General features: G+C 72.1%; 21 protein-coding genes and 1 pseudogene. 18 read left to right on the top strand and 4 right to left on the bottom strand.

The genetic code is table 11. The features are described 5' to 3' along the window. Positions 1 to 33: 33 nt before the first annotated feature. From F2B26_RS02040 to F2B26_RS02020, 5 genes are all read left to right on the top strand, one after another. Positions 34 to 393: a YraN family protein gene (locus tag F2B26_RS02040; protein WP_159805891.1), complete on the top strand. Its 360-nt coding sequence runs from the start codon at positions 34 to 36 to the stop codon at positions 391 to 393. Then, complete coding sequence (locus F2B26_RS02035; protein ID WP_159805889.1) at positions 394 to 1,914, top strand: YifB family Mg chelatase-like AAA ATPase; 1,521 nt, start codon at positions 394 to 396, stop codon at positions 1,912 to 1,914. Then, the gene (gene dprA / locus F2B26_RS02030) at positions 1,911 to 3,131 is read left to right on the top strand and encodes a DNA-processing protein DprA (protein ID WP_159805887.1); all 1,221 of its coding nucleotides are present in this window, start codon (positions 1,911 to 1,913) and stop codon (positions 3,129 to 3,131) included. The genes F2B26_RS02035 and dprA overlap by 4 nt, the downstream gene beginning before the upstream one ends. A gap of 197 nt (positions 3,132 to 3,328) precedes the next feature. Continuing rightward, entirely contained in the window at positions 3,329 to 4,252 is a 924-nt protein-coding gene (locus F2B26_RS02025; protein ID WP_159805885.1) for a tyrosine-type recombinase/integrase, read from the top strand. Next, positions 4,249 to 5,142, top strand: a complete 894-nt coding sequence (locus F2B26_RS02020; protein WP_235929446.1) for a FliA/WhiG family RNA polymerase sigma factor — start codon at positions 4,249 to 4,251, stop codon at positions 5,140 to 5,142. The genes F2B26_RS02025 and F2B26_RS02020 overlap by 4 nt, the downstream gene beginning before the upstream one ends. Positions 5,143 to 5,226: 84 nt before the next feature. On the opposite strand, the pseudogene F2B26_RS02015 reads toward F2B26_RS02020, so the two are convergent. After that, positions 5,227 to 5,694, bottom strand: a pseudogene (locus F2B26_RS02015) (M23 family metallopeptidase); the annotation flags it as partial. Between the two features lie 353 nt (positions 5,695 to 6,047). On the opposite strand from F2B26_RS02015, the gene rpsB reads away from it, so the two are divergent. The 8 genes from rpsB to dxr are packed head-to-tail and all read left to right on the top strand — an operon-like array spanning position 6,048 to position 12,913. Further along, on the top strand, positions 6,048 to 6,974 hold the full coding sequence (gene rpsB, locus F2B26_RS02010; RefSeq protein WP_159805883.1) for a 30S ribosomal protein S2: 927 nt from the start codon (positions 6,048 to 6,050) through the stop codon (positions 6,972 to 6,974). Between the two features lie 47 nt (positions 6,975 to 7,021). Then, entirely contained in the window at positions 7,022 to 7,867 is an 846-nt protein-coding gene (tsf, locus tag F2B26_RS02005; protein ID WP_159805881.1) for a translation elongation factor Ts, read from the top strand. A 3-nt stretch (positions 7,868 to 7,870) separates the two neighbouring features. Then, positions 7,871 to 8,602, top strand: coding sequence for a UMP kinase (gene pyrH, locus F2B26_RS02000; RefSeq protein WP_159805879.1), 732 nt, complete (start codon positions 7,871 to 7,873; stop codon positions 8,600 to 8,602). Between the two features lie 46 nt (positions 8,603 to 8,648). Then, positions 8,649 to 9,206, top strand: coding sequence for a ribosome recycling factor (frr, locus tag F2B26_RS01995; RefSeq protein ID WP_159805877.1), 558 nt, complete (start codon positions 8,649 to 8,651; stop codon positions 9,204 to 9,206). Next, positions 9,206 to 10,048, top strand: coding sequence for a phosphatidate cytidylyltransferase (locus tag F2B26_RS01990; protein WP_159805875.1), 843 nt, complete (start codon positions 9,206 to 9,208; stop codon positions 10,046 to 10,048). The genes frr and F2B26_RS01990 overlap by 1 nt, the downstream gene beginning before the upstream one ends. Next, positions 10,045 to 11,169, top strand: a complete 1,125-nt coding sequence (gene rlmN / locus F2B26_RS01985; RefSeq protein ID WP_159805873.1) for a dual-specificity RNA methyltransferase RlmN — start codon at positions 10,045 to 10,047, stop codon at positions 11,167 to 11,169. Before F2B26_RS01990 ends, rlmN begins: the two co-directional genes overlap by 4 nt. A gap of 11 nt (positions 11,170 to 11,180) precedes the next feature. Next, positions 11,181 to 11,723, top strand: coding sequence for a DivIVA domain-containing protein (locus F2B26_RS01980; protein WP_159805917.1), 543 nt, complete (start codon positions 11,181 to 11,183; stop codon positions 11,721 to 11,723). Next, complete coding sequence (dxr, locus tag F2B26_RS01975; protein WP_159805871.1) at positions 11,720 to 12,913, top strand: 1-deoxy-D-xylulose-5-phosphate reductoisomerase; 1,194 nt, start codon at positions 11,720 to 11,722, stop codon at positions 12,911 to 12,913. The genes F2B26_RS01980 and dxr overlap by 4 nt, the downstream gene beginning before the upstream one ends. Positions 12,914 to 12,934: 21 nt before the next feature. Here the strand turns inward: dxr and F2B26_RS01970 are convergent, their stop codons facing one another. From F2B26_RS01970 to F2B26_RS01960, 3 genes are read right to left on the bottom strand one after another with little or no spacing between them, the layout of a single operon-like run. Next, positions 12,935 to 14,314 (bottom strand): NAD(P)/FAD-dependent oxidoreductase, encoded by a 1,380-nt coding sequence (locus F2B26_RS01970; protein WP_235929445.1) that lies wholly within the window; start codon positions 14,312 to 14,314, stop codon positions 12,935 to 12,937. Then, positions 14,311 to 15,693 carry an aspartate aminotransferase family protein gene (locus F2B26_RS01965; protein WP_159805869.1) on the bottom strand — a complete coding sequence of 461 codons (1,383 nt, stop codon included), beginning with the start codon at positions 15,691 to 15,693 and terminating at the stop codon, positions 14,311 to 14,313. The genes F2B26_RS01970 and F2B26_RS01965 overlap by 4 nt, the downstream gene beginning before the upstream one ends. Then, positions 15,690 to 16,154, bottom strand: a complete 465-nt coding sequence (locus F2B26_RS01960; protein WP_235929444.1) for an Lrp/AsnC family transcriptional regulator — start codon at positions 16,152 to 16,154, stop codon at positions 15,690 to 15,692. The genes F2B26_RS01965 and F2B26_RS01960 overlap by 4 nt, the downstream gene beginning before the upstream one ends. A 182-nt stretch (positions 16,155 to 16,336) precedes the next feature. On the opposite strand from F2B26_RS01960, the gene F2B26_RS01955 reads away from it, so the two are divergent. From F2B26_RS01955 to F2B26_RS01935, 5 genes are all read left to right on the top strand, one after another. Beyond that, a complete protein-coding gene (locus tag F2B26_RS01955; protein ID WP_159805865.1) occupies positions 16,337 to 17,764 on the top strand; it encodes an aminobutyraldehyde dehydrogenase in 1,428 nt (475 codons plus the stop codon). Between the two features lie 148 nt (positions 17,765 to 17,912). Beyond that, on the top strand, positions 17,913 to 19,133 hold the full coding sequence (locus F2B26_RS01950) for a polyamine ABC transporter substrate-binding protein (protein WP_159805863.1): 1,221 nt from the start codon (positions 17,913 to 17,915) through the stop codon (positions 19,131 to 19,133). Positions 19,134 to 19,158: 25 nt separating this feature from the next. After that, complete coding sequence (locus tag F2B26_RS01945; protein WP_159805913.1) at positions 19,159 to 20,262, top strand: ABC transporter ATP-binding protein; 1,104 nt, start codon at positions 19,159 to 19,161, stop codon at positions 20,260 to 20,262. Then, positions 20,259 to 21,173, top strand: a complete 915-nt coding sequence (locus F2B26_RS01940; RefSeq protein WP_159805861.1) for an ABC transporter permease — start codon at positions 20,259 to 20,261, stop codon at positions 21,171 to 21,173. The genes F2B26_RS01945 and F2B26_RS01940 overlap by 4 nt, the downstream gene beginning before the upstream one ends. Next, entirely contained in the window at positions 21,170 to 22,018 is an 849-nt protein-coding gene (locus tag F2B26_RS01935) for an ABC transporter permease (RefSeq protein WP_159805859.1), read from the top strand. The genes F2B26_RS01940 and F2B26_RS01935 overlap by 4 nt, the downstream gene beginning before the upstream one ends. Positions 22,019 to 22,052: the final 34 nt, after the last annotated feature.

The following is a 22,052-nucleotide window of genomic DNA, read 5'->3' as shown; positions in this document are numbered from 1 at the left end:
CTGCCGCCGGTCGCGGAGGCGGACCCTGCACGTATGCGGGTCACACAGGCGGTCGGTCGGTTCGGTGAGGACGTCGCGGCTGCACACCTGACGTCGGCCGGGTGGCAGGTCCTCGACCGCAACTGGCGGTGCGCGACCGGTGAGCTCGACCTCGTCGCCCTCGACGGCGACGAGCTGGTCGCCGTCGAGGTCAAGACCCGACGGAGTGCGACCTACGGCTCACCCGCCGAGGCCGTCACGAGGACCAAGCTGGTCCGGCTGCGTCGCCTGGCGGCCGCCTGGCTCGCCGCCCACGAGCTGCGACCGGCCGCGGTGCGCGTCGACGTCATCGCGATCACGGTGCCCCGCAGCGGTGGCCCGTCGATCGAGCACCTCGTCGGGGTGGTGGGCTAGGTGCCGCTCGGCCGCACGCGCTCCGTCGCGCTCGTGGGGACCAGGGCGCACCCCATCGAGGTGGAGGCGCACCTCGCGCCCTCGCTGCCAGCCTTCGCCATCGTCGGGCTGCCGGACGCGGCGCTGTCCGAGGCGCGTGACCGGGTCCGTGCCGCGGTCGCGTCCTCGGGGCTGACCTGGCCCAACCGCCGGGTGACGGTCAACCTCACACCCGCGAGCCTGCCGAAGTCCGGTTCGGGCTTCGACCTGGCGATCGCCGTCGCGGTGCTCGCGGGTGCCGGGCTCGTCGACGCCGACCGTCCCGGTCCGGTGGTCCACCTCGGGGAGCTCGGGCTCGACGGACGGCTTCGACCGCTCCGCGGTGTGCTCCCTGCGGTGGCCGCGGCCGTGGCGGCGGGTATCCCACGGGTCGTCGTGCCCTCGGCGAACGCGGCCGAGGCGGCGCTCGTCCCCGGGGCCCAGGTCGCCGCGGCCGACAGCCTCGCGCAGGTCGCGGCCTGGTACGGCGGCGAGGTCGAGGTGCCCGCGGTGGAACCCGTGGGTGCCGAACCGGTCGAGGTGCACCGGTCGGCCGGGCTCGACCTGGCCGATGTGCTCGGGCAGGTCGAGGCGCGCCGCGGGCTCGAGGTGGCGGCGGCCGGAGGGCACCACCTGCTCCTCGTCGGGCCGCCGGGCGCGGGCAAGACGATGCTCGCGGCCCGGCTGCCGGGTCTGCTGCCCGACCTGGACGCCGCGCAGTCGCTCGAGGTGACCGCGGTGCACTCGGTCGCGGGGACGTTCGACCCGTCCGGCGGCCTCATGCGCCGCCCGCCGTTCGAGGACCCGCACCACACCGCGACTCCCGCCGCCATCATCGGGGGCGGGTCGGGGGTGCCACGGCCGGGTGCCGCGTCGCGTGCGCACCGAGGTGTCCTGCTGCTCGACGAGGCCCCCGAGTTCGCCAGCTCGGTGCTGCAGACGCTGCGCCAACCCCTCGAGCACGGTGAGCTGGTGCTGCACCGGGCGGCAGGCGCCGCACGCTATCCGGCACGTTTCCAGCTCGTGCTGGCGGCTAACCCGTGCCCCTGCGGTCGTTGGTTCGGCAAGGGGGCGGACTGCACCTGCCGCGCCGAGCAGCGACGTCGCTACTTCGGCCGGATCTCCGGACCGCTGCTCGACCGGGTCGACATCCAGCTCGACGTACCCCCGGCGACCTCGGACGGTCGCTCCGGTGAGAGCACGGCCGTCGTAGCGGAGCGCGTGCTCGGTGCCAGGCGCGCGGCCGCGGCGCGGCTGGCGGGCACCGGGTGGTGCACCAACGCCGAGGTCCCCGGCTCGTGGCTGCGGCAGCGGCTCGGGCGTCGGGGGCGTGCGGCGGCCGAGCTCGACCAGGCGCTCGACCGTGGCTGGTTGTCGCTGCGCGGAGCCGATCGGGTGCTGCGGCTCGCCTGGACCCTCGCCGACCTGGCCGGCCGTGTCGCACCGGGGGACGACGAGATCGGCGAGGCGATGGCGCTGCGCACGCGTCGCGGTGCGGCGTGAGGACGTCGGGGCCCGGGGAGCCGGCCGAGGCGTCCGGCCCGGAGGACTGCTCGTCCGCGGACCGGCGGGCCCGCGCCCTGTGGAGCGTGCTCGCCGAACCCGGTGACGAGGCCGCGGGTGCGCTGCTCGAGGCGGTCGGTGCGCAGGCCGCTGCCTCGTGGGTGGCCTCCGTCGGTGCGCACGGTCCCGACTGGACGCTGCTCGGGGACCTGGGGCGCGGGCTGTCGGTGGGCTCGCGCTCCGGGCTCGCGCGTCGGGCCGCGCTGTGGGCCCGACGGGGTGCGGCCGCAGGCGTGGTCGGCGGTGAGCTGGCGGTCCCGGACGGCCTCCATGTCGTGGTGCCCGGTGATGCGCAGTGGCCGGCCGGTCTGGACGATCTGGGTGCGGGGCGGCCGCACTGCCTGTGGGTGCGCGGGCGGCTGCCGGCGGGTCCGCTGTCCGCGGTGGCGCTCGTGGGGTCTCGTGCCTGCACGGCCTACGGGCGCCAGGTCGCCGCCCAGCTGGCCCACGGCGTCGCATCGCGCGGCGTCCTCGTCGTGTCCGGTGGGGCGTTCGGGATCGATGCGGCGGCGCACCGGGGAGCGATGGCGGCGGGCGGCGCGACCGTCGTGCTCCTCGCAGGCGGGATCGACCGGCCCTACCCCGGCGCGCACCGCGAGCTGTTCGACGAGGTCGTGGCGACCGGCGGCGCCCTCGTGGGTGAGGCCCCACCCGGTGCGGCGCCGCTGCGTTCGCGGTTCCTGCAGCGCAACCGGCTCATCGCGGCCATGGCGACGGCCACCGTCGTCGTCGAGGCCGCATGGCGATCCGGGGCGCTGTCCACGGCGCACCATGCGGCGCGGTTGCTGCGACCGGTGGGGGCCGTCCCGGGGCCGGTGACGTCGGCCGCGTCGGCCGGCTGCCACCGGTTGCTGCGGGAGGGCTGCGCGGTCTGCGTGACGGAGTCGGACGAGGTGCTCGAGCTCGTCGGGCCGGTCGACGCGAGCCTGGGCGCCGAGCCGGACGTCGGACGTCCGCTCGACGGGCTCGACCCCGCGGCACGCACCGTGCACGAGGCGTTGTCGGTGCGGCGCCCGACCGAGCCGGCTGACCTCGCGACCGCGTGCGGGATGTCCGTCGCGAGCGTCCGGGCGAGCCTGGGACGCCTCGAGCTGGCTGGTCTTGCCGCCCGCTCGGGTTCCGGCTGGCGGGCTCGGCAGCCTCGTGACCAGGACTAATGTCCCGGGCTGGTCCTGCATCCATCTGGGCGAAGGTGCCGCTGGATGACGCGTCGGGCGGGTGAAATAAACGGACGAAAGGGAGTCGGTCTCCGCCGATATCGGACATAGTCGACCTTCTGGGCAAGGACTACATCCATGTACTTTGAGTGCCTCTTGTGGGGGGCCCATGTGCCAACCAGGGTAGGGGTGTGTTCATGGCGCAGATCGAGGAGGGCGCAGCCGACAGGGCTCGGCTGCTGTCCGACTTCGCCCTGCACCTGAAGGCGGGGCGCGGGCTGTCCGAGCACACCGTCCGCGCCTACCTCGGTGATCTCGAGTCGTTGTTCGACCACGCCGTCCGTCTCGGGCACGGCCGTCTCGACCAGATCGACCTCATGGTGCTGCGCAGCTGGCTCGGTGCCATGGTCGCCGCGTCGAGGTCCCGTGCCACGATCGCGCGCCGCAGCGCCGCCGCCCGCACCTTCTTCGCCTGGTCGGTGCACACCGGCCGCCTCGCGGTGGACCCGACGACCCGGCTCGCCAACGCCCGCGCCGCGCGCACCCTGCCGACGGTGCTCGGCCAGGAGGCCGTCGCGGAGCTGCTGGACACCGCGCGGCTCGCGGCGCAGGACGGCGGGCCGGTGCAGGTGCGCGACTGGACCCTCGCCGAGCTGCTGTACGCCAGCGGGGTGCGGGTCGGGGAGCTGTGCGGCGCCGACGTGTCGGACCTCGACCTGGACCAGCGCACCCTGCGGGTGCTGGGCAAGGGCCGCAAGGAGCGGGTCGTGCCCATCGGTCTGCCGGCCGTCCGAGCCGCGCAGACCTGGCTCGGCTCGGCCCGTCCCGCGCTCGCCGGCGCGGGATGCGCGGCGCTGCTCGTGGGCTCGCGCGGCGGACGGCTCGACCAGCGGCAGGCGCGCGCCGCGGTGCACCGCCTCGCCGCTGCCGCGGGTGTCGACGACGTGGCCCCGCACGCACTGCGGCACTCGGCGGCCACCCATCTGCTCGAGGGCGGGTCCGACCTGCGCTCGGTCCAGGAGATGCTCGGCCACGCGAGCCTTGCGACGACGCAGCGCTACACCCACGTGTCCGCCGAGCGGCTTCGTTCAGCCTTCGACCTGGCTCACCCCCGGGCATGAGCGCACTGCAGGAGATGGAGACCACCATGACGACCACCGTGGCGACGCAGCAGGTCCCGGTGCACCGGTTCCCGGTACCGACCGCGCCGGTCGGTGTCATCCCCACTCAGCGGACCGTCGCCGACGTCGACCCCGTCGACGCGCTGTGGCTCGACTACAAGACGACCTCGTCGCCGGTCGCCCGTGAGCAGCTGATCCTGCACTACGTCCCGCTCGTCACCGCCGTCGCGGGTCGGCTCGGGATGCGGCTGCCGAACACTGTCGAGCAGGCCGACCTGGTCTCGTACGGCATGTTCGGTCTCATCGACGCCATCGAGAAGTTCGAGACCGACCGCGCCGTGCGGTTCGAGTCCTACGCCTCCTCACGGATCCGGGGTGCGATCCTCGACGAGCTGCGTGCCATGGACTGGGTGCCGCGCTCGGTTCGGTCCAAGGCGCGTGCGATCGACCGGGCCTTCTGCGAGCTCGAGGTCGACCTGCACCGGGCGCCGAGCCAGCGTGAGGTCGCCGAGCACCTGGGGATCTCGACCGGTGAGCTCAACTCGGTGCTGGGCCAGGTCGCCAGCGTCAACCTCGCAGCCCTCGACGAGGTCGTCTCGGGTGAGGACGCCTCGGGCAGCCTCAGCATGGGCGACCGTCTCGGTGACGACCGGGTGCCCGACCCCGTGGCGCAGGTCGAGGCGATGGAGACCTCCCACCTGCTGGGCCGTGCGATCGAGACGCTGGGGGAGCGTGAGCGCCTGGTCGTCGTCCTGTACTACTACGAGCGGCGCACGCTCGCCGAGATCGGCCGGGTGCTCGGTGTCACCGAGTCCCGGGTGTCCCAGATGCACACGGCCGCGATGGCGCGGCTGCGTCACCAGATGCGCGAGGCCGAGCGGGTCGCCTGACCGACCAGCCACCGGCGGTCGGTGAGCGGAGCTCAGCAGCACCACCGGACCTGATCCGGGCAGCAGGCTCAGCGGGTCCAGGTACGTCTGCTCCGCACGCACACCCCAGTGCAGGCAGGCCGCGGGCGCGCAGTGCGACAGCGCGCCGTCATCGAGCGTCCCGACGACCTCGCCTGCGACGACCGCCTGGCCGAGGCCGACCGAGGCGATCACGGGTTCCAGGCTCGATCGCCGTCCGTCGAGGTGGGTGAGCGTGAGGACCGGCCGGCCGGCGACCTGGCCCGCGAAGGTGACCAGAGCGTCGGCCGGTGCCAGGACGGCTGTCCCCGGGATGGCGCCGAGGTCGACCCCGCGGTGCCCGGCGGACCACCGGTCAGGCGGCGCCCGGAACGGGTGGACGACCGGGGCGGGCGGGTCGAGGGGGAGCCGGTAGGCGGGTCGGACGGGGGCCGGGGCGGGTGCGGCGCGGTCGGCGACGGGCTGCGGGGCGCTCAGCGTGAGGGGGACGAGCAGGGCGAGGCCGAGGGTGCGCGCGAGTGTCGAGGTCCGCATGCCCGCGAGACTGGTCCGCAGCGGGGCTGTCGGGCCGGGCGCCGGTGCACCGGCCGGGGCGACGGACGGCGCAGGACGGCTCGTCACCGGTGAGTCGGCGCGTCTGCCCGGGTCGGGTAGACTTCCTGCCTGCGACCGGCATGCCGGTCGACTTCGCGCGTCCAGACTCCGATCCACGCCGCACTCGTGCGGCACCGGGGACGAGGCCGACGCCCGCAGCGGTCCGGGGAGCACCCGGTGCGGGTCCGGCGGGCGCCAGGGACCTCGGCCACCCGGTCGGGGTCGACAACCGAGCACGCGGACCTGTCGGTCCGCAGGAGTGCGCGCGCCGTGCGCGCGCCGAAAGGTCGATCATGGCCGTCGTCACCATGCGCCAGCTGCTGAACAGCGGTGTCCACTTCGGGCACCAGACCCGCCGCTGGAACCCGAAGATGAAGCGCTTCATCCTCACCGAGCGCAACGGGATCTACATCGTCGACCTCGAGAAGTCGCTGACCTACATCGACTCCGCGTACGAGTTCGTCAGCCAGACCGTGGCCCACGGCGGCACGATCCTGTTCGTCGGCACCAAGAAGCAGGCCCAGGAGCCGGTGGCCGAGCAGGCCAGCCGCGTGGGAATGCCCTACGTCAACCAGCGCTGGCTCGGTGGCATGCTCACCAACTTCACGACGGTGCACAAGCGTCTGCAGCGCCTCAAGGAGCTCGAGCAGATCGACTTCGACGACGTCGCCGGCTCCGGTCTGACGAAGAAGGAGCTGCTCGTCCTGCGTCGCGAGAAGGACAAGCTCGCCAAGACCCTGGGTGGCATCCGCGACATGGCCAAGGTGCCGTCGGCGGTCTGGATCGTCGACACCAACAAGGAGCACCTGGCGGTCGACGAGGCCCGCAAGCTGGGCATCCCGATCGTCGCGATCCTGGACACCAACTGCGACCCCGACCAGGTCGACTACCCGATCCCGGGCAACGACGACGCGATCCGCGCCGTGCAGCTGCTCACCCGCGTGGTGGCCGACGCCGTGGCCGACGGCCTCATCAAGCGCCACGCCTCGCGGACCGGTGACGGCGAGGCCGCCGCTGCTCCCGCCGAGCCGCTCGCCGAGTGGGAGCAGGAGCTCCTCGCCGGTGCTGAGGCCGCTGCGGCCGTCGTGACCGAGGACGTCACGGCTGCCGCCGGCGAGACCGCTGCGGTCGACGAGGTCGTCGTCGAGGCTGCTGCCGAGGTCGCCGCCGACGAGGCGCCGGCTGCTGCGGCCGACGAGACGGCTCCCGAGGCCAACTGAATCCCGCGCCGTTCCCCGGTGCACCACGACGAGAACGAGGACATCTGATGGCGAACTACTCGGTGGCGGACATCAAGGCGCTGCGCGAGAAGACCGGTGCGGGCATGCTCGACGTCAAGAAGGCGCTCGAGGAGGCCGAGGGCGACGCCGACAAGGCGTTGGAGATCATCCGGGTCAAGGGCCTCAAGGGCGTGAGCAAGCGTGAGGGCCGGTCGGCGTCCGACGGCCTCGTCGCGGCGCACGTCGGCCCGACGTCCGACGGCGAGGGCCAGGTCGGCGTCCTCGTCGAGGTGAACTCCGAGACGGACTTCGTCGCGAAGAACCAGGCCTTCATCTCCCTGGCGGACCGGGTCCTGGCGGCGGCTGTCGCCTCGGCGGCGTCCGACGTGGACGGCCTGCTGGCGGCGGACACCGACGGTGTCACGGTCGCCGAGGCGGTCGACGGTGTGGCGGCGACGATCGGCGAGAAGCTCGTCGTGCGCCGGATCGCCCGGCTCGCGGGCGAGCACGTCGAGGTCTACCTGCACAAGGTCAACAAGGACCTGCCCCCGCAGGTCGGTGTGCTCGTGAGCACCGACGCCAAGGGCGCGTCCGTGGCGCACGACGTCGCGACCCACATCGCGGCGTTCTCCCCGACCTACCTCACGCGTGAGGACGTGCCGGCCGACCTGGTCGCCGACGAGCGTCGGATCGCCGAGGAGACGGCCCGCAACGAGGGCAAGCCCGAGGCGGCGCTGCCCAAGATCGTCGAGGGCCGGGTCAACGGGTTCTTCAAGGAGAACGTGCTGGTCGACCAGGCGTACGCCCGGGACCCGAAGAAGACCGTGGGCCAGGTGCTCGCCGAGGCCGGCGGGACCGTCACCGGCTTCGCCCGCTTCCGGGTCGGGGCCTGACCGATGACCGGGTCACCGTCGCCGACGGGTGTCCGTCGGGTGCTGCTCAAGCTCTCGGGGGAGTCCTTCGGCGGCGGTGACGTCGGTCTGTCGGTCGAGGTGGTCAAGCGGATCGCCAGCGAGATCGCGGTGGCCGTGCGCTCCGGCGTGCAGGTCGCGATCGTGGTCGGCGGCGGCAACTTCTTCCGCGGTGCCGAGCTGTCCAAGGCCGGCATGGACCGTGCCCGCGCCGACTACATGGGCATGCTCGGCACGGTGATGAACTGCCTGGCGCTGCAGGACTTCCTGGAGCAGGCGGATGTGAGCACGCGGGTGCAGACGGCCATCGCGATGGGCCAGGTCGCCGAGCAGTACATCCCGCTGCGCGCCATCCGCCACATGGAGAAGGGGCGCGTCGTCATCTTCGGCGCCGGTGCGGGCATGCCGTACTTCTCCACCGACACCGTGAGCGTGCAGCGTGCGTTGGAGACGCACTGCAGCGAGGTGCTCATGGGCAAGAACGGGGTCGACGGGGTCTACACCGCCGACCCGCGCACCGATCCGACGGCACGTCGGCTGGACCACCTCACGTACACCCGCGCACTCGTCGACGGCCTCGCCGTGATGGATGCGACCGCGCTGTCGATGTGCCGGGACAACGACGTCCAGATGCGCGTCTTCGGGCTCGAGGAGCCCGGCAACGTCACCCGCGCACTTCAGGGTGAGAAGATCGGCACCCTGGTGACGACCGCGTGAGCGTGCGCGGCACGCAGTCCCCGGCAGACATCGAGAAGGAGCAGCGGTGATCGACGAGACCCTCTTCGAGGCCGAGGAGAAGATGGACAAGGCCATCGAGGTCGCCAAGGAGGACTTCTCGGCGATCCGCACCGGCCGGGCCAACGCGGCGATGTTCGCCAAGGTGTTCGTCGAGTACTACGGCACGCCGACCGCGCTGCAGCAGCTCGCCTCGTTCAACGTGGTCGAGGCCCGCACGGTCATCATCTCGCCGTTCGACCGGTCGTCGATCACGGCGATCGAGAAGGCGCTGCGCAACTCCGACCTCGGCGTCAACCCGACGAGCGACGGCCAGGTCATCCGCGTCGTGCTGCCGGCCCTCACCGAGGAGCGCCGGCGCGACTACGTCAAGCTCGCCCGCACCAAGGCCGAGGACGCCCGGATCTCGGTGCGCTCCGTGCGCCGTCACGCCAAGGACGTGCTCGACCGTCTGGTCAAGGACGGCGAGGTCGGCGAGGACGAGGTCACCCGTGCCGAGAAGGAGCTGGAGGCGCTCACCAAGAAGCACACCGAGCTCGTCGACCACCTTCTCGCCAGCAAGGAGAGCGAGCTGCTCGAGGTCTGATGTCGGAGCTCGCCGCGCCCCGCAAGCCCCAGGCCGGACGTGACCTCCCGGTCGCGTTCGCCGTCGGGCTGGGCCTGGTGCTGCTCGTCGTCGCCTCGCTGTTCATCCGCAAGGAGGCCTTCGCCGTCCTGGCGGTGGTCGCGGTCGGCGCGGCGCTGTGGGAGCTGGCGCAGGCGTTCACCCGGCGCTCGATCCACCTGCCGCTGCTGCCGCTGCTCGTGGGCTCGGTCGGCATCCTCGTCTCGGCGTACACGGCTGGGCCGGAGGCGCTGTTCGTCGCGTTCCTGCTCACCGTCGGCGGTGCCGTGGTGTGGCGGGTGCTCGACGGCAGCGGGCTGCCGGCGCTGCGGGACGCGACGGCGGCCGTGTTCGCGGCCGCGTACATCCCGTTCCTCGCCGGGTTCGCGATGCTCATGCTCGCCGCCCCCGACGGGCCGGTGCGGGTGCTGCTGTTCATCCTGCTCGCGGTGGCCTCGGACACCGGCGGCTATGCCGTCGGGACGCTGCTCGGCCGCCATCCGATGGCGCCGTCGGTGAGCCCGAAGAAGTCCTGGGAGGGCTTCGCCGGCTCGCTCGTGCTGGCCTGCGTCGTCGGCGTCGTGGGGGTGCAGTGGTGGTTGCACGGTCGCCCGCTGGTCGGTGCGTTCCTCGGGATCGCCGTGGTGACCACCGCGACGCTCGGCGACCTGGCGGAGTCCATGCTCAAGCGGGATCTCGAGCTCAAGGACATGGGGCGGCTGCTGCCCGGTCACGGCGGCATCCTCGACAGGTTGGACTCCATGCTCATCTCGGCGCCCGCCGTCTACCTCATCCTCGCCGTGCTGCAGCCGGTGGCCTCATGAGCGAGCCCGTCGCCCTGGACCTGTCGACCCGTTCCGCCGGCGCGCGGGGCAAGCCGCCGCGCCACTTCGCGGACCTGTCGCCGGACGAGCGTGCCGCGGCGGTCACGGATCTGGGTCAGCCGGCGTTCCGTGCGCGTCAGCTCGCCACGCACTACTACGGGCACCTGACCACCGACGCCGACGAGATGACGGACCTGCCGGCCGCCAGCCGGCAGGCGCTCGTCGAGGCGCTGCTGCCCCCGTTGCTCACGCAGTCGAAGCGGCTCACGGCCGACCGTGGCACCACCGTGAAGACCCTGTGGCACCTGTTCGACGGCGCCCGGGTCGAGTCTGTCCTCATGCGCTATCCGCACCGCTCGACGCTGTGCGTGTCGAGCCAGGCCGGCTGCGGTCTGGCCTGCGCGTTCTGCGCCACCGGCCGCCTCGGGCTGACCCGCAACCTGTCGACGGCCGAGATCGTCGACCAGGTGCGGGCCGCCGGGCGGATGCTGGCCGACGGTGACCTCCCGGGTGGGCCGACCCGGCTCTCGAACGTGGTCTTCATGGGGATGGGGGAGCCGCTGGCGAACTACGCCCGGGTGATGGCGGCGGTCCGGACCCTCGTGGCCCCGGTGCCGGACGGGTTCGGCCTGTCGGCCCGCAACGTGACCGTCTCGACCGTGGGGCTCGCCCCGGCGATCGACAAGCTGGCGGACGAGGGCATCCCGGTGACGCTCGCGGTGTCGCTGCACGCCCCGGACGATGAGCTGCGCGGCGAGCTGGTGCCGGTCAACACACGCTGGTCGGTGGCGCAGGTGCTCGACTCGGCGCGGCGGTACTTCGAGCGCACCGGACGTCGGGTCTCGATCGAGTACGCGCTCATGCGCGACGTCAACGACCAGGCGTGGCGGGCCGATCTGCTCGGCGAGCTGCTCAACGCCCGGGGGCGCGGATGGGTGCATGCCAACCCGATCCCGCTCAACCCCGTCCCGGGGTCGCGGTGGACGGCGAGTGAGCCCTCGGTCGAGGCGGAGTTCGTGGCACGCTTGCGGGCGCACGGGATCCCGACGACGGTCCGTGACACGCGTGGGAGCGAGATCGACGGCGCATGCGGTCAGCTCGCCGGACAGGAGGACGAGTGAGCGACGACGGCATGTTCCGGACGGTGGGTGCGCTGCGGCGTGGCTACGACCCGGACGAGGTCGACGAGTTCTTCACCCATGCCCGCTCGGTCTACGAGAAGGGCCCGGCCGGCGCCCTGTCGGCGGCTGATGTGCGCAGTGCGGGCTTCGAGCTCGTGCGCGGCGGCTACGTGACGGCCGCGGTGGACGCCGCCCTCGACCGTCTGGAGGCCGCGTTCGTGGCCCGGGCGCGGGCCGAGTTCGTGGCCCAGCAGGGCCAGAAGGCGTGGATGGACCACCTCGGGGAGCGGGCGCGCACCCTCTACGGTCGGCTCGGACGCCCGGACGGCGACCGGTTCGCCCCGCCGACGAAGGGCGCGCACGGCTACGAGCCGGCCGACGTCGACGCGCTGTGCCACCGTCTCATCGCCTACTTCGACCAGGGTGCCGCGCTCACCGCCGGTGAGGTGCGGGCGCTCACGTTCCGTCCGCGGCGCGGTCGCAACGCCTACGACGAGGACAGCGTCGACGCCTTCTGCGCACGCGCGGTCGAGGTCCTGCTCGGCGTCGAATGAGTCGCCGTCGGGTTGTGCTGCTGGGGTCGACCGGATCGATCGGGACCCAGGCGATCGACGTCATCACCCGCAACCCCGGTCGTTTCGAGGTCGTCGGCCTGGCCGCCGGCGGACGGGACGTCGCGACGGTCGCCCGGCAGGCTGCGCAGCTCGGCGTGTCCGCTGTCGCGATCAGCCGAGCGTCGGCCGCCGACGAGCTGCGGGCCGCGCTGGCGGCGCAGAGCCCGGTGCACCCGGGCTGGTCGGGCGCCGGGGTCGAGCTCGTCACCGGGCCCGAGGCGGCGGTCACGCTCGCGGCCATGCCGGCCGACGTCGTGCTCAACGGCATCACCGGGTCGGTCGGCCTCGCCCCGACCCTGGCGGCGCTGGCCGCGGGGACCACGTTGGCACTGGCCAACAAGGAGTCCCTGGTGGTCGGCGGGCCGCTCGTGCGCGCGACCCGGACCCGGGTGGGCCAGATCGTGCCGGTCGACTCCGAGCACTCGGCGATCGCACAGTGCCTGCGGGCCGGGACCCGGGGCGAGGTGCGCCGGCTCGTCCTCACCGCGTCCGGCGGGCCGTTCCGCGGCTGGACCGCCGACGAGCTCAAGGGCGTGACGCCGGCTCAGGCGCTGGCGCACCCGACGTGGTCGATGGGCCCGGTCGTCACGGTCAACTCGGCCTCGTTGATGAACAAGGGCCTCGAACTCATCGAGGCGCACCTGCTGTTCGATGTGCCGACCGAGCAGATCGCCGTCGTGGTGCACCCGCAGTCGGTGGTGCACTCGATGGTGGAGTTCGTCGACGGCGCCACCATCGCGCAGGCGTCGCCGCCGGACATGCGCCTGCCGATCGCGTTGGGCCTGGGCTGGCCGGACCGGATCGCGCAGGCAGCCCCGTCCTGCGACTGGACGTCGGCGACCTCGTGGACCTTCGAACCCCTCGACGAGGACGTCTTCGCGGCGGTGCGGCTGGCCCGGGAGGCCGTCGGCGCGTCCGCGACGCACCCGGCGGTCTACAACGCCGCGAACGAGGTGGGTGTCGAGGCGTTCCTGGCCGGCCGCATCGGCTTCCTGGACATCGTGGCGACGGTCGAACGGGTGCTCGCCGAGCATGACGGCACCGCCGCCGACGGACTCGAGCTGGCGGACGTGCTGCGGGCTGACACTTGGGCCCGCGCCCGCGCCTCGGCCCTGCTCGACCAGCGCTGACGCACGGCGGCGCCTGGGCCCTCAGTGCCCGGTGAGCTTGGCCAGCACCGGTTCGAGCCGGCTCGGCCGGCCGCTCCGGTCCTCGGCGCGGTCCACCCATGCGGCCGCCTGGAGTCCGGCCGTGATGCCCAGCCAGCGCAGCGGCTCGGGCTCCCAGTCGCGGGACCGGTAGCCCACCCACGGCAGGCGCACGAGCGGTGTGTCGGCCTCCGTCACCAGGTCGGCCAGCGTGCGGCCGGCCAGGTTGGTGGTCGCCACACCGTCGCCGACGTAGCCCCCGGCCCAGCCGATGCGGGTCTGCGGGTCCATGCCGACGGAGGCGTGCCAGTCGCGGGGGATGGCCAGCGGCCCACCCCAGGAGTGCGTGAACGGCACGTCGGCCAGCGCCGGGAACATCTCGACGAGTGTGGTGCGCAGGTGCGCGAACACGGTCTCGTCCCGGTCGAACGCGGGATCGATGCGCGACCGCAGGTGGTAGGGCGCGCCCCGGCCGCCGAACGCGATGCGTCCGTCGGCGGTGCGCTGGCCGTAGATGACGACGTTGCGCCCGTCGGTGAAGACCTCGCGCCCGTCCAGGCCGATCTGCGCCCAGGTCGCCTCGTCCAGCGGTGCGGTGGCCACCATGAGGGAGTAGACGGGGGCGACGGCGCGGCGCCACCCGGGCAGGTCGGGGGTCCAGGCCTCGGTGGCCCGGATGGCCCACCGGGTGCGCACGGTCCCCAGGTCGGTGACGACGGCACCGGGGCTGATCCGCAGGGCGCGTGTGCCCTCGGCGATGCGCACGCCGCGGCCGCGCAGCACCCGCACCAGCCCGCGCACCAGGCGCTGCGGCTGCACGCGCGCGCAGTTGGGGTTCCAGGAGCCGCCCAGCACATGGGTCGCCCGCGCCCGGTCGGACGCCTCGGCGGCCGACAGCAGCACGGTCTCCTCGCCCCACTCGTTGTCCTCGACGACCTCGGCCCGCACCCGTTCGAGCTGTACGGGGGTGCGCGCCAGGGTGAGCGTGCCGCTGTAGACGAAGTCGCACTCGATCTGCTCGGCGGCGGCGACACCGCCGACCTCGACCACGGTGTCCCGCATGGCTGCGCGCATCTCGCGGGCGGCCTGCTCGCCGTGCTTGCGGGCCAGGCCCTGTGCGGAGGCGGGGAACAGCGCCGAGCACCAGCCGCCGTTGCGGCCCGAGGCGCCGAACCCGGCGACCTGCTGCTCGACCACCAGCACGTCGAGCGACGGGTCGGCCTCGAGCAGGTAGTAGGCGGTCCACAGTCCGGTGAGCCCTGCGCCGACGATCGTGACGTCGGCGGTGGTGTCACCGTCCAGCGGTGTGCTCGGGGTGGCCGCCGACGGGTCGTCCGCCAGCGCCTGCTCCCACCACAGCGAGAGCCGCGAGGCTGCGCTCACAGCCGGTCCCAGGCCTGCGTGAGCACCGACCGCAGGATCGACTCCATCTCGTCGAACTCGGCCTGGCCGACGGTGAGCGGCGGTGCGAGCTGGATGACGGGGTCGCCGCGGTCGTCGGCCCGGCAGTACAGCCCGGCCTCGAAGAGCGCCTCGGACAGGAAGCCGCGCAGCAGGCGGTCGGACTCGTCGGCGTCGAACGACTCGCGGGTGGCCTTGTCCTTGACCAGCTCGATCCCGTAGAAGTACCCGGCGCCGCGCACGTCCCCGACGATGGGCAGGTCGTGCAGCTTCTCCAGCGTCGTGCGGAACGCCGGCGCGAGGGTGTGCACCCGGTCGTTGAGACCCTCGCGCTCGAAGATGTCGAGGTTGGCCATGGCCACCGCGCACGAGACGGGGTGCCCGCCGAACGTGTAGCCGTGCAGGTAGGTGGCCGACCCGTCGGCGAACGGCTCGTAGACGCGGTCCGAGACGATCATCGCGCCGAGCGGTGAGTAGCCGCTGGTCAGGCCCTTGGCGCAGGTGATGATGTCCGGCACGTAGCCGAAGTCGGTGCACGCGAACATCGACCCGATGCGGCCGAACGCGCAGATCACCTCGTCGGAGACGAGCAGCACGTCGTACTCGTCGCAGATCTCGCGCAGCCGCTCGAAGTACCCGGGCGGCGGCGGGAAGCAGCCGCCGGCGTTCTGCACCGGCTCGACGAACACGGCTGCGACGGTGTCCGGGCCCTCGAACTCGATGGCCTCGGCCACCCGGTCGGCGGCCCAGCGGCCGAACGCCTTCGGGTCGTCGCGCAGCGACTCGTCGGCGCGGTAGATGTTGGTGTTGGGCACCTTGACGGCACCGGGCACGAGCGGTTCGTACATCGACTTCATCCCGGGCAGGCTCGTGATCGACAACGCGCCGTGCGGGGTGCCGTGGTACGCGGTGGCCCGGGAGATCACCTTGGTCTTGCGCGACCGGCCGCGCAGCAGCCAGTACTGCTTGGCCAGCTTGAACGCCGACTCGACGGCCTCGCCGCCGCCCGTGGTGAAGAACACCTTGTTGAGGTCGCCGGGGGCGTAGCCGGCCAGCCGTTCGGCCAGGTCGATGGCGCCGGGGTGGGCGTAGGACCACAGCGGGAAGAACGCGAGCTTCTCGGCCTGCTTGGCGGCGACCTCGGCCAGCTCGGTGCGCCCGTGACCGGCCTGCACGACGAACAGCCCGGACAGGCCGTCGATGTACTCCTTGCCGGCGTCGTCGTAGATGTGGTGGCCGGAGCCGCGCACGATGGTCGGGACCTTGCTGTCCCACCAGGACGCGGGGGTGAAGTGCCCCCAGAGGTGGGCCCGCGCGGCGTCGGAGCGGTCGGTGCCGGCGGGGGTCGTGCTCGAGCTCATCGGGTTCCCCAGTTGTACTGCTGCTTGTGCAGCTTGAGATAGACGAACGTCTCCGTCGACCGCACACCGGGCAGCATGCGGATCTTGCTGTTGAGCACCTCGAGCAGGTGCTCGTCGTCCTCGCAGACGACCTCGGCGAGCACGTCGAAACCTCCGGCGGTGCTCACCACGTAGTCGACCTCGGGCAGCTCGGCCAGCGCCCGGGCCACCCGCTGGGTGTCGCCGTCGGCGTTGACGCCGATCATCGCCTGGCGGGGGAAACCCACCTGGAGCGGGTCGGTGACGGCGACGATCTGCACCACACCGGACTCGACGAGCCGTTGGACGCGTTGCCGGACGGCGGCCTCCGACAGGCCCACGGCCTGGCCGATCGCCGCGTAGGGTCGTCGGCCGTCCTCCTGCAGCTGCTCGATGATCGCCTTGGCGATGTCGTCCAGGGGGGCGCGGGGGTGCGGGGTCACGGCCCCGATGGTCCCCCTCCTTCGCCGCGTTCGCAAGCGAATCCGTGGTGTGGCGCGCTCCAGCCTGCGAGATCGCTCGTTCCGCAGGTCGGATCCTGACGGATACGTCGGTCATGGGTTCACATCTCGGCAGGTGCGGCGTAGCCTGCGCGGACGTCGTAGCCCACCGGTGAGGAGCCGCCGTGTCCGTGTCCCTGCTCAACGTCGTCAACGGTGAGTCGGTCCCCTCCGCCTCCGGTCGGACCACCGAGGTCATCGACCCGTCGACCGGGCAGGCGTACGGCACCGCTCCGCTGTCAGGTGCGGTCGATGTGGACGCCGCCTACCGGGCGGCTGACGTGGCGTCAGAGACGTGGCGCGACACCACCCCGGCCGAACGTCAGCGGGCGCTGCTGGCGCTGGCCGATGCGATGGAGCAGCGCGCGGACGAGTTCGTCGAGGTCGAGTCGCGCAACACGGGCAAGCCGCTGCACCTGACCCGCACCGACGAGGTGCCGCCGTGCGTGGACCAGCTGCGGTTCTTCGCCGGTGCCGCCCGGATCCTCGAGGGGGCGTCCGCGGGGGAGTACCTGGCGGGGCACACCTCCTGGGTCCGGCGGGAGCCGGTCGGGGTGGTCGGCCAGGTCACGCCCTGGAACTACCCGCTCATGATGGCGGTCTGGAAGATCGCGCCCGCGCTGGCGGCGGGGAACACCGTGGTCCTCAAGCCGTCCGACACCACGCCCGCCTCGACCGTGCTGCTCGCCCAGGTCGCCAACGAGATCCTGCCGCCCGGTGTGCTCAACGTCGTGTGCGGCGACCGGGAGACCGGCCAGGCGCTCGTCGCGCACCCCCGGCCCGACATGGTGGCGATCACCGGGTCGGTGCGTGCCGGTTCCCAGGTCGCGCAGGCTGCCGCGGCCAACGTCAAGCGGGTGCACCTCGAGCTCGGCGGCAAGGCGCCGGTGATCGTGTTCGCGGACGCCGACGTCCAGGCCGCCGCTGCGGGGATCGCCCAGGCCGGCTACTACAACGCCGGGCAGGACTGCACGGCGGCCACCCGCGTGCTCGTGCACGAGTCGGTGCACGACGAGTTCGTCGCCGCGCTCGCGCAGGCGGCGCGCGAGCAGCGCACCGGGCTCCCTGCCGACCCCACGGTCGCGTTCGGCCCGGTGAACAACGCCTCCCAGCTGGCCCGGGTGAGCGGGTTCCTGGACCGGCTGCCCGATCACGCACAGGTGGTGGCCGGTGGTGCCCGGCAGGGGCAGGCCGGCTACTTCTTGCAGGCCACGGTCGTCGACGGGCTCCGCCAGGACGACGAGCTCAGCCAGCAGGAGGTGTTCGGCCCGGTGATCACGGTGCAGACCTTCGCCGACGAGGCGCAGGCGCTGCGGGCCGCCAACGGGGTGCAGTACGGCCTGTCCTCCTCGGTGTGGACCACCGACCACGCGACCGCGATGCGGATGTCGCGGTCGCTCGACTTCGGTGTGGTCTGGATCAACACCCACCTGCCGTTCGTGGCCGAGATGCCCCATGGTGGGTACAAGCAGTCCGGCTACGGCAAGGACCTGTCGATGTACGGCTTCGAGGACTACACGCGGATCAAGCATGTGATGTCTGCATGGGCCTGAGACGCACGAAACCGTTGCGACACACGTCCGTAGCCTTCGGTTCTCGTTGTTGAGAGATGGTTTCGCCACGCTAAGTCCGACGGCGCCGCGATACTGACGTCCACTGACGCCCCAGCCCCGGCAGCACCGCCGGAACGAGAGGAGCACCATGACCCGCAACGCAAGCCCCGACCCCGTGCTGCGTGAGCTGATGGCCCGTGCCGGTTCGGCAGGTCTGTCGCGTCGTACCTTCCTCGGGCTGCTCGGCGCCGCCGGGTCGGCCGCGGCCCTGGCCGCGTGCGGCACCGGCGGCGGCACGGCGGCGAGCTCGTCCGGGCCCGCCGCCGGCACCGGCGGCAAGGCCGGCACGCTCCGCTGGGCGAACTGGACGCTCTACATCGACCTCGCGGACGACCACGTCACCTCGCCCACGCTCAAGGCGTTCCAGAAGTCCTCGGGCCTCACGGTCGAGTACTCCGAGGACATCGACGACAACGACTCCTTCTACGGCAAGGTCAAGGGCCAGCTCGCCAACGGGCAGGACATCGGCTACGACCTGGTGACCCTCACCGACTGGATGGCCGCACGCTGGGTCCGCCAGGGCTACACCGCCACGCTGGACCGCTCGGCCATGCCGAACACGTCCAACATCCTGCCCAACCTGGCGAACGTGGACTACGACCCGGGCCGCACGCACTCCCTCACCTGGCAGTCGGGCTTCGGCGGGATCGCCTGGGCGAAGGACGCCGTGCCGGGCGGGCTGGCCACGGTCTCCGACCTGTGGAAGCCCGAGCTCAAGGGCCGGGTCGAGGTGCTCTCGGAGATGCGCGACACGATCGGCCTCATCATGTTCGACCAGGGGGTCAACCCGGCGTCCGACAGCTGGGGCGACACCGAGTTCGAGAACGCGCTCGACGTGCTCAAGGCGCAGATCGCGAACGGTCAGATCCGCTCGGTCAAGGGCAACTCGTACAAGGAAGACCTGGTGAGCGGGGACGCGGTGGCCGTCATCGGCTGGTCCGGCGACATCCAGCAGCTCAACTTCGAGAACGACGACAAGTTCACGTTCGCGATCCCGGAGGCCGGCGGCACGCTCTGGAGCGACAACCTCATGGTGCCCATCACCTCGGGCCAGGTCACCGACGCCCAGAAGCTCATCGACTACTACTACGACCCCGAGGTCGCCGCGACCGTCGCCGCCTACGTCAACTACATCACCCCGGTGCAGGGCGCCAAGCAGGCGATGGAGAAGGTCGACCCGACCCTGGTGGACAACGAGCTCATCTTCCCGAGCGAGGCCACGTTGTCCAAGGTCGCGATGTTCCGCACGCTGACGACGGACGAGGAAACCAAGTACAACAACCAGTTCCTCGACGCCATCGGTGCCTGAGGTGACCACACCCGCCCTGGAGCTGATGTCCGTCACCAAGTCGTTCGGCTCGTTCCTCGCCGTCGACGACCTGGACCTGACGATCCCCGCCGGATCGTTCTTCGCCCTGCTCGGCCCGTCGGGCTGCGGCAAGACGACCACTCTGCGCATGGTCGCCGGGCTGGAGCAGCCGACCTCGGGGACGGTGTGCATCGGCGGGCGCGACGTCACCGGTGACCGGGCGCACCGCCGGCCGGTCAACACCGTCTTCCAGAGCTACGCGCTGTTCCCGCACCTGACGATCGCCGACAACGTCGCCTTCGGGCTGCGCCGGCGACGCCAGCACGACGTGGACGCCAAGGTGAAGGAGGCGCTCGACCTCGTCGAGCTGGGACACCTGGGGGAGCGCAAGCCGACTCAGCTGTCCGGTGGCCAGGCCCAGCGGGTCGCCCTGGCTCGGGCCATCGTCAACCGGCCCGAGCTGCTGCTGCTCGACGAGCCGCTCGGTGCGCTCGACCTGAAGCTGCGTCGCCAGATGCAGCTCGAGCTCAAGCGGATCCAGACCGAGGTCGGGCTCACCTTCGTGCACGTCACGCACGACCAGGAGGAGGCCATGACCATGGCCGACACGGTCGCGGTGATGAACAAGGGCAAGATCGAGCAGATGGGCCCGCCCGAGGAGCTCTACTCGCGCCCGCACACGGCCTTCGTCGCCAACTTCCTCGGCCAGTCGAACCTCGCACCCGGCCAGGTCGTCGGGCGGGAGGGCGACCTGCTGCTCGTCACCGTCGGCGGCGCCACCGTCAAGGTGCCGGTCGACCGGGCGGTCGCCACGACGGGTTCCGTGCTCGTCGGGGTCCGGCCGGAGAAGATCGGGCTGCTCATCGAGGGCCAGGAGCCGTCGCCCAACCACAACGTCGTCGGCCCCGGCATCGTGACCGACGTGTCGTTCACCGGGGTGAGCACCCAGTACCAGGTCGAGGTGGAGCATCTGGGCACGTTCGGGGTGTTCTCCCAGAACCTGCTCGGCGGGGCCACCGTGACGCTGGGCACCAAGGTCCGGCTGGCCTGGTCCCAGGAGTTCACCTTCGGTCTGGACGGCGACCAGGACGCCGCCGAAGGGGCCGCCGACCTGGACGCCGAGCCGTGAGCCTGCTGGCCGGCCTCGGCGCCGGCGGCGGGGGACCGGCACCGAAGGAGCGGGCCCGGGGCGCCGGGCACCGGTGGCTGCTGGCGCCCGGCCTGGTCTATCTCACGGTGTTCTTCATCGTGCCGGTCGGTGCGCTGCTGGCCACCAGCCTGTACGTGCCTGTGCCCGGTGGTGAGCTCGGGCAGTACCAGCCGGCGCTGCACTGGCAGAACTACGTCGACGCGCTCAGCCAGTTCTGGCCGCAGCTGGTGCGCTCGTTCGTGTTCGCTGCCATCGCGACCCTGGCCTGCCTGGCGATCGGCTACCCGATGGCGTACGTCATCGCGGTGCGGGCGCGCGGCAGGTCGCTGCTCCAGGGGCTGCTGCTCGTGCTGGTCATCGCGCCGTTCTTCACCTCGTTCATCCTGCGGACCATCGCCTGGAAGCAGATCCTGGCCGACGAGGGTCCGGTGGTCGCCGCGCTGCGGTTCGTCCACCTGCTGCCACCCGACGGCAGGCTCACCGCGACGGCGTTCGCCGTGGTCTGCGGTCTGACCTACAACTTCCTGCCGTTCATGGTGCTGCCGGTCTACGCCAGCCTCGAACGACTGGACCCGCGGATGCTCGAGGCCGGCGCGGACCTGTACGCCTCGCCGGTCACGACGTTCCGCACGGTGACCTGGCCGCTGTCGCTGCCGGGCGTCGTCGGCGGCACGCTGCTCGTCTTCATCCCGGCGGCCGGTGACTACGTGAACTCCTCCCTGCTGGGCAACAACACGAACACCGCGATGATCGGCCAGGTGATCGACGCCCGGTTCTTCAAGGTGCTCGACTACCCGACCGCCTCGGCGCTGTCGGTCGTGCTCATGGCGGCGATCCTGCTGCTCGTGGCCGGCTACGTGCGCCGCGCGGGGACGGAGGACCTGCTGTGAGCGCGACCACCGGGCCCGTGGTGCGGGGGACCGTGCCGACCGCGCGTCGGCGCAGCTGGCACCTGGGTGACGCCCTCATCCCGGTGCTGGCCGCACTCGCCTTCATCTACCTGCTGGTCCCGATCGTCTACACGGTCGCGTTCAGCTTCAACGACGCCGGCAAGTCGAACCTCGTCTGGCGGGGCTTCACCTGGAAGAACTGGCAGAACCCCTGCGGTGCGCCCCAGGTGTGCGAGGCGTTCCGCAACTCGCTGTCGGTCGGCGTGGTCGCCACGCTCATCGCGACGGTGATCGGCACGTTGCTCGCCCTCGCACTGGCGCGGTTCGCGTTCCGGGGGCGGCCGGCGGTCAACCTGCTCGTCTTCCTGCCCATGTCGACCCCCGAGGTGGTGCTCGGTGCGGCGCTGCTCGCCCAGTTCCTCAGCCTGCGGGTGCAGCTGGGCTTCTGGACGGTCGTCGCGGCGCACGTGATGTTCTGCATCAGCTTCGTCGTGGTGACGGTCAAGGCACGGGTCGCCGGGCTGGACCCGGCGCTGGAGGAGGCCGCGGCAGATCTGTACGCCTCACCGTTCCAGGCGTTCTGGCGGGTCACCTTCCCGCTGCTGCTGCCCGGGATCGCGGCGGCGGCGCTGCTGTCCTTCAGCCTGTCGTTCGACGACTTCATCATCACGAACTTCAACTCCGGGTCGTTCACCACGTTCCCGAAGTTCGTGTACGTCTCGGCCACCCGCGGCATCCCGCCGCAGGCCAACGTCATCGGGTCGTTCATGTTCGTCGCGGCGCTCGCGATCGTGCTGGTCGCCCAGCTGGTCAGCCACGCACGGGGCAAGCGGCGCGCAGGCTGAACCTGCGCACACGCCAGCGGGTCCGCACACCAGG

It is taken from the genome of Cellulomonas citrea, assembly GCF_009829685.1.
GTDB lineage: Bacteria > Actinomycetota > Actinomycetes > Actinomycetales > Cellulomonadaceae > Cellulomonas > Cellulomonas citrea.
This window is presented reverse-complemented; position numbering and strand designations above follow the sequence as displayed.

Bases quoted from the DNA above. Each gene is read 5' to 3' on its own strand.
- F2B26_RS01950 (WP_159805863.1), top strand. From the start codon at position 17,913: ATGACCCGCAACGCAAGCCCCGACCCCGTGCTGCGTGAGCTGATGGCC.
- rpsB (WP_159805883.1), top strand. From the start codon at position 6,048: ATGGCCGTCGTCACCATGCGCCAGCTGCTGAACAGCGGTGTCCACTTC.
- dxr (WP_159805871.1), top strand. From the start codon at position 11,720: ATGAGTCGCCGTCGGGTTGTGCTGCTGGGGTCGACCGGATCGATCGGG.
- F2B26_RS02040 (WP_159805891.1), top strand. From the start codon at position 34: ATGCGGGTCACACAGGCGGTCGGTCGGTTCGGTGAGGACGTCGCGGCT.
- F2B26_RS02020 (WP_235929446.1), top strand. From the start codon at position 4,249: ATGAGCGCACTGCAGGAGATGGAGACCACCATGACGACCACCGTGGCG.
- F2B26_RS01965 (WP_159805869.1), bottom strand. From the start codon at position 15,693: ATGAGCTCGAGCACGACCCCCGCCGGCACCGACCGCTCCGACGCCGCG.
- F2B26_RS01945 (WP_159805913.1), top strand. From the start codon at position 19,159: ATGTCCGTCACCAAGTCGTTCGGCTCGTTCCTCGCCGTCGACGACCTG.
- F2B26_RS02025 (WP_159805885.1), top strand. From the start codon at position 3,329: ATGGCGCAGATCGAGGAGGGCGCAGCCGACAGGGCTCGGCTGCTGTCC.
- rlmN (WP_159805873.1), top strand. From the start codon at position 10,045: ATGAGCGAGCCCGTCGCCCTGGACCTGTCGACCCGTTCCGCCGGCGCG.
- F2B26_RS01980 (WP_159805917.1), top strand. From the start codon at position 11,181: ATGTTCCGGACGGTGGGTGCGCTGCGGCGTGGCTACGACCCGGACGAG.
- F2B26_RS01990 (WP_159805875.1), top strand. From the start codon at position 9,206: ATGTCGGAGCTCGCCGCGCCCCGCAAGCCCCAGGCCGGACGTGACCTC.
- pyrH (WP_159805879.1), top strand. From the start codon at position 7,871: ATGACCGGGTCACCGTCGCCGACGGGTGTCCGTCGGGTGCTGCTCAAG.
- tsf (WP_159805881.1), top strand. From the start codon at position 7,022: ATGGCGAACTACTCGGTGGCGGACATCAAGGCGCTGCGCGAGAAGACC.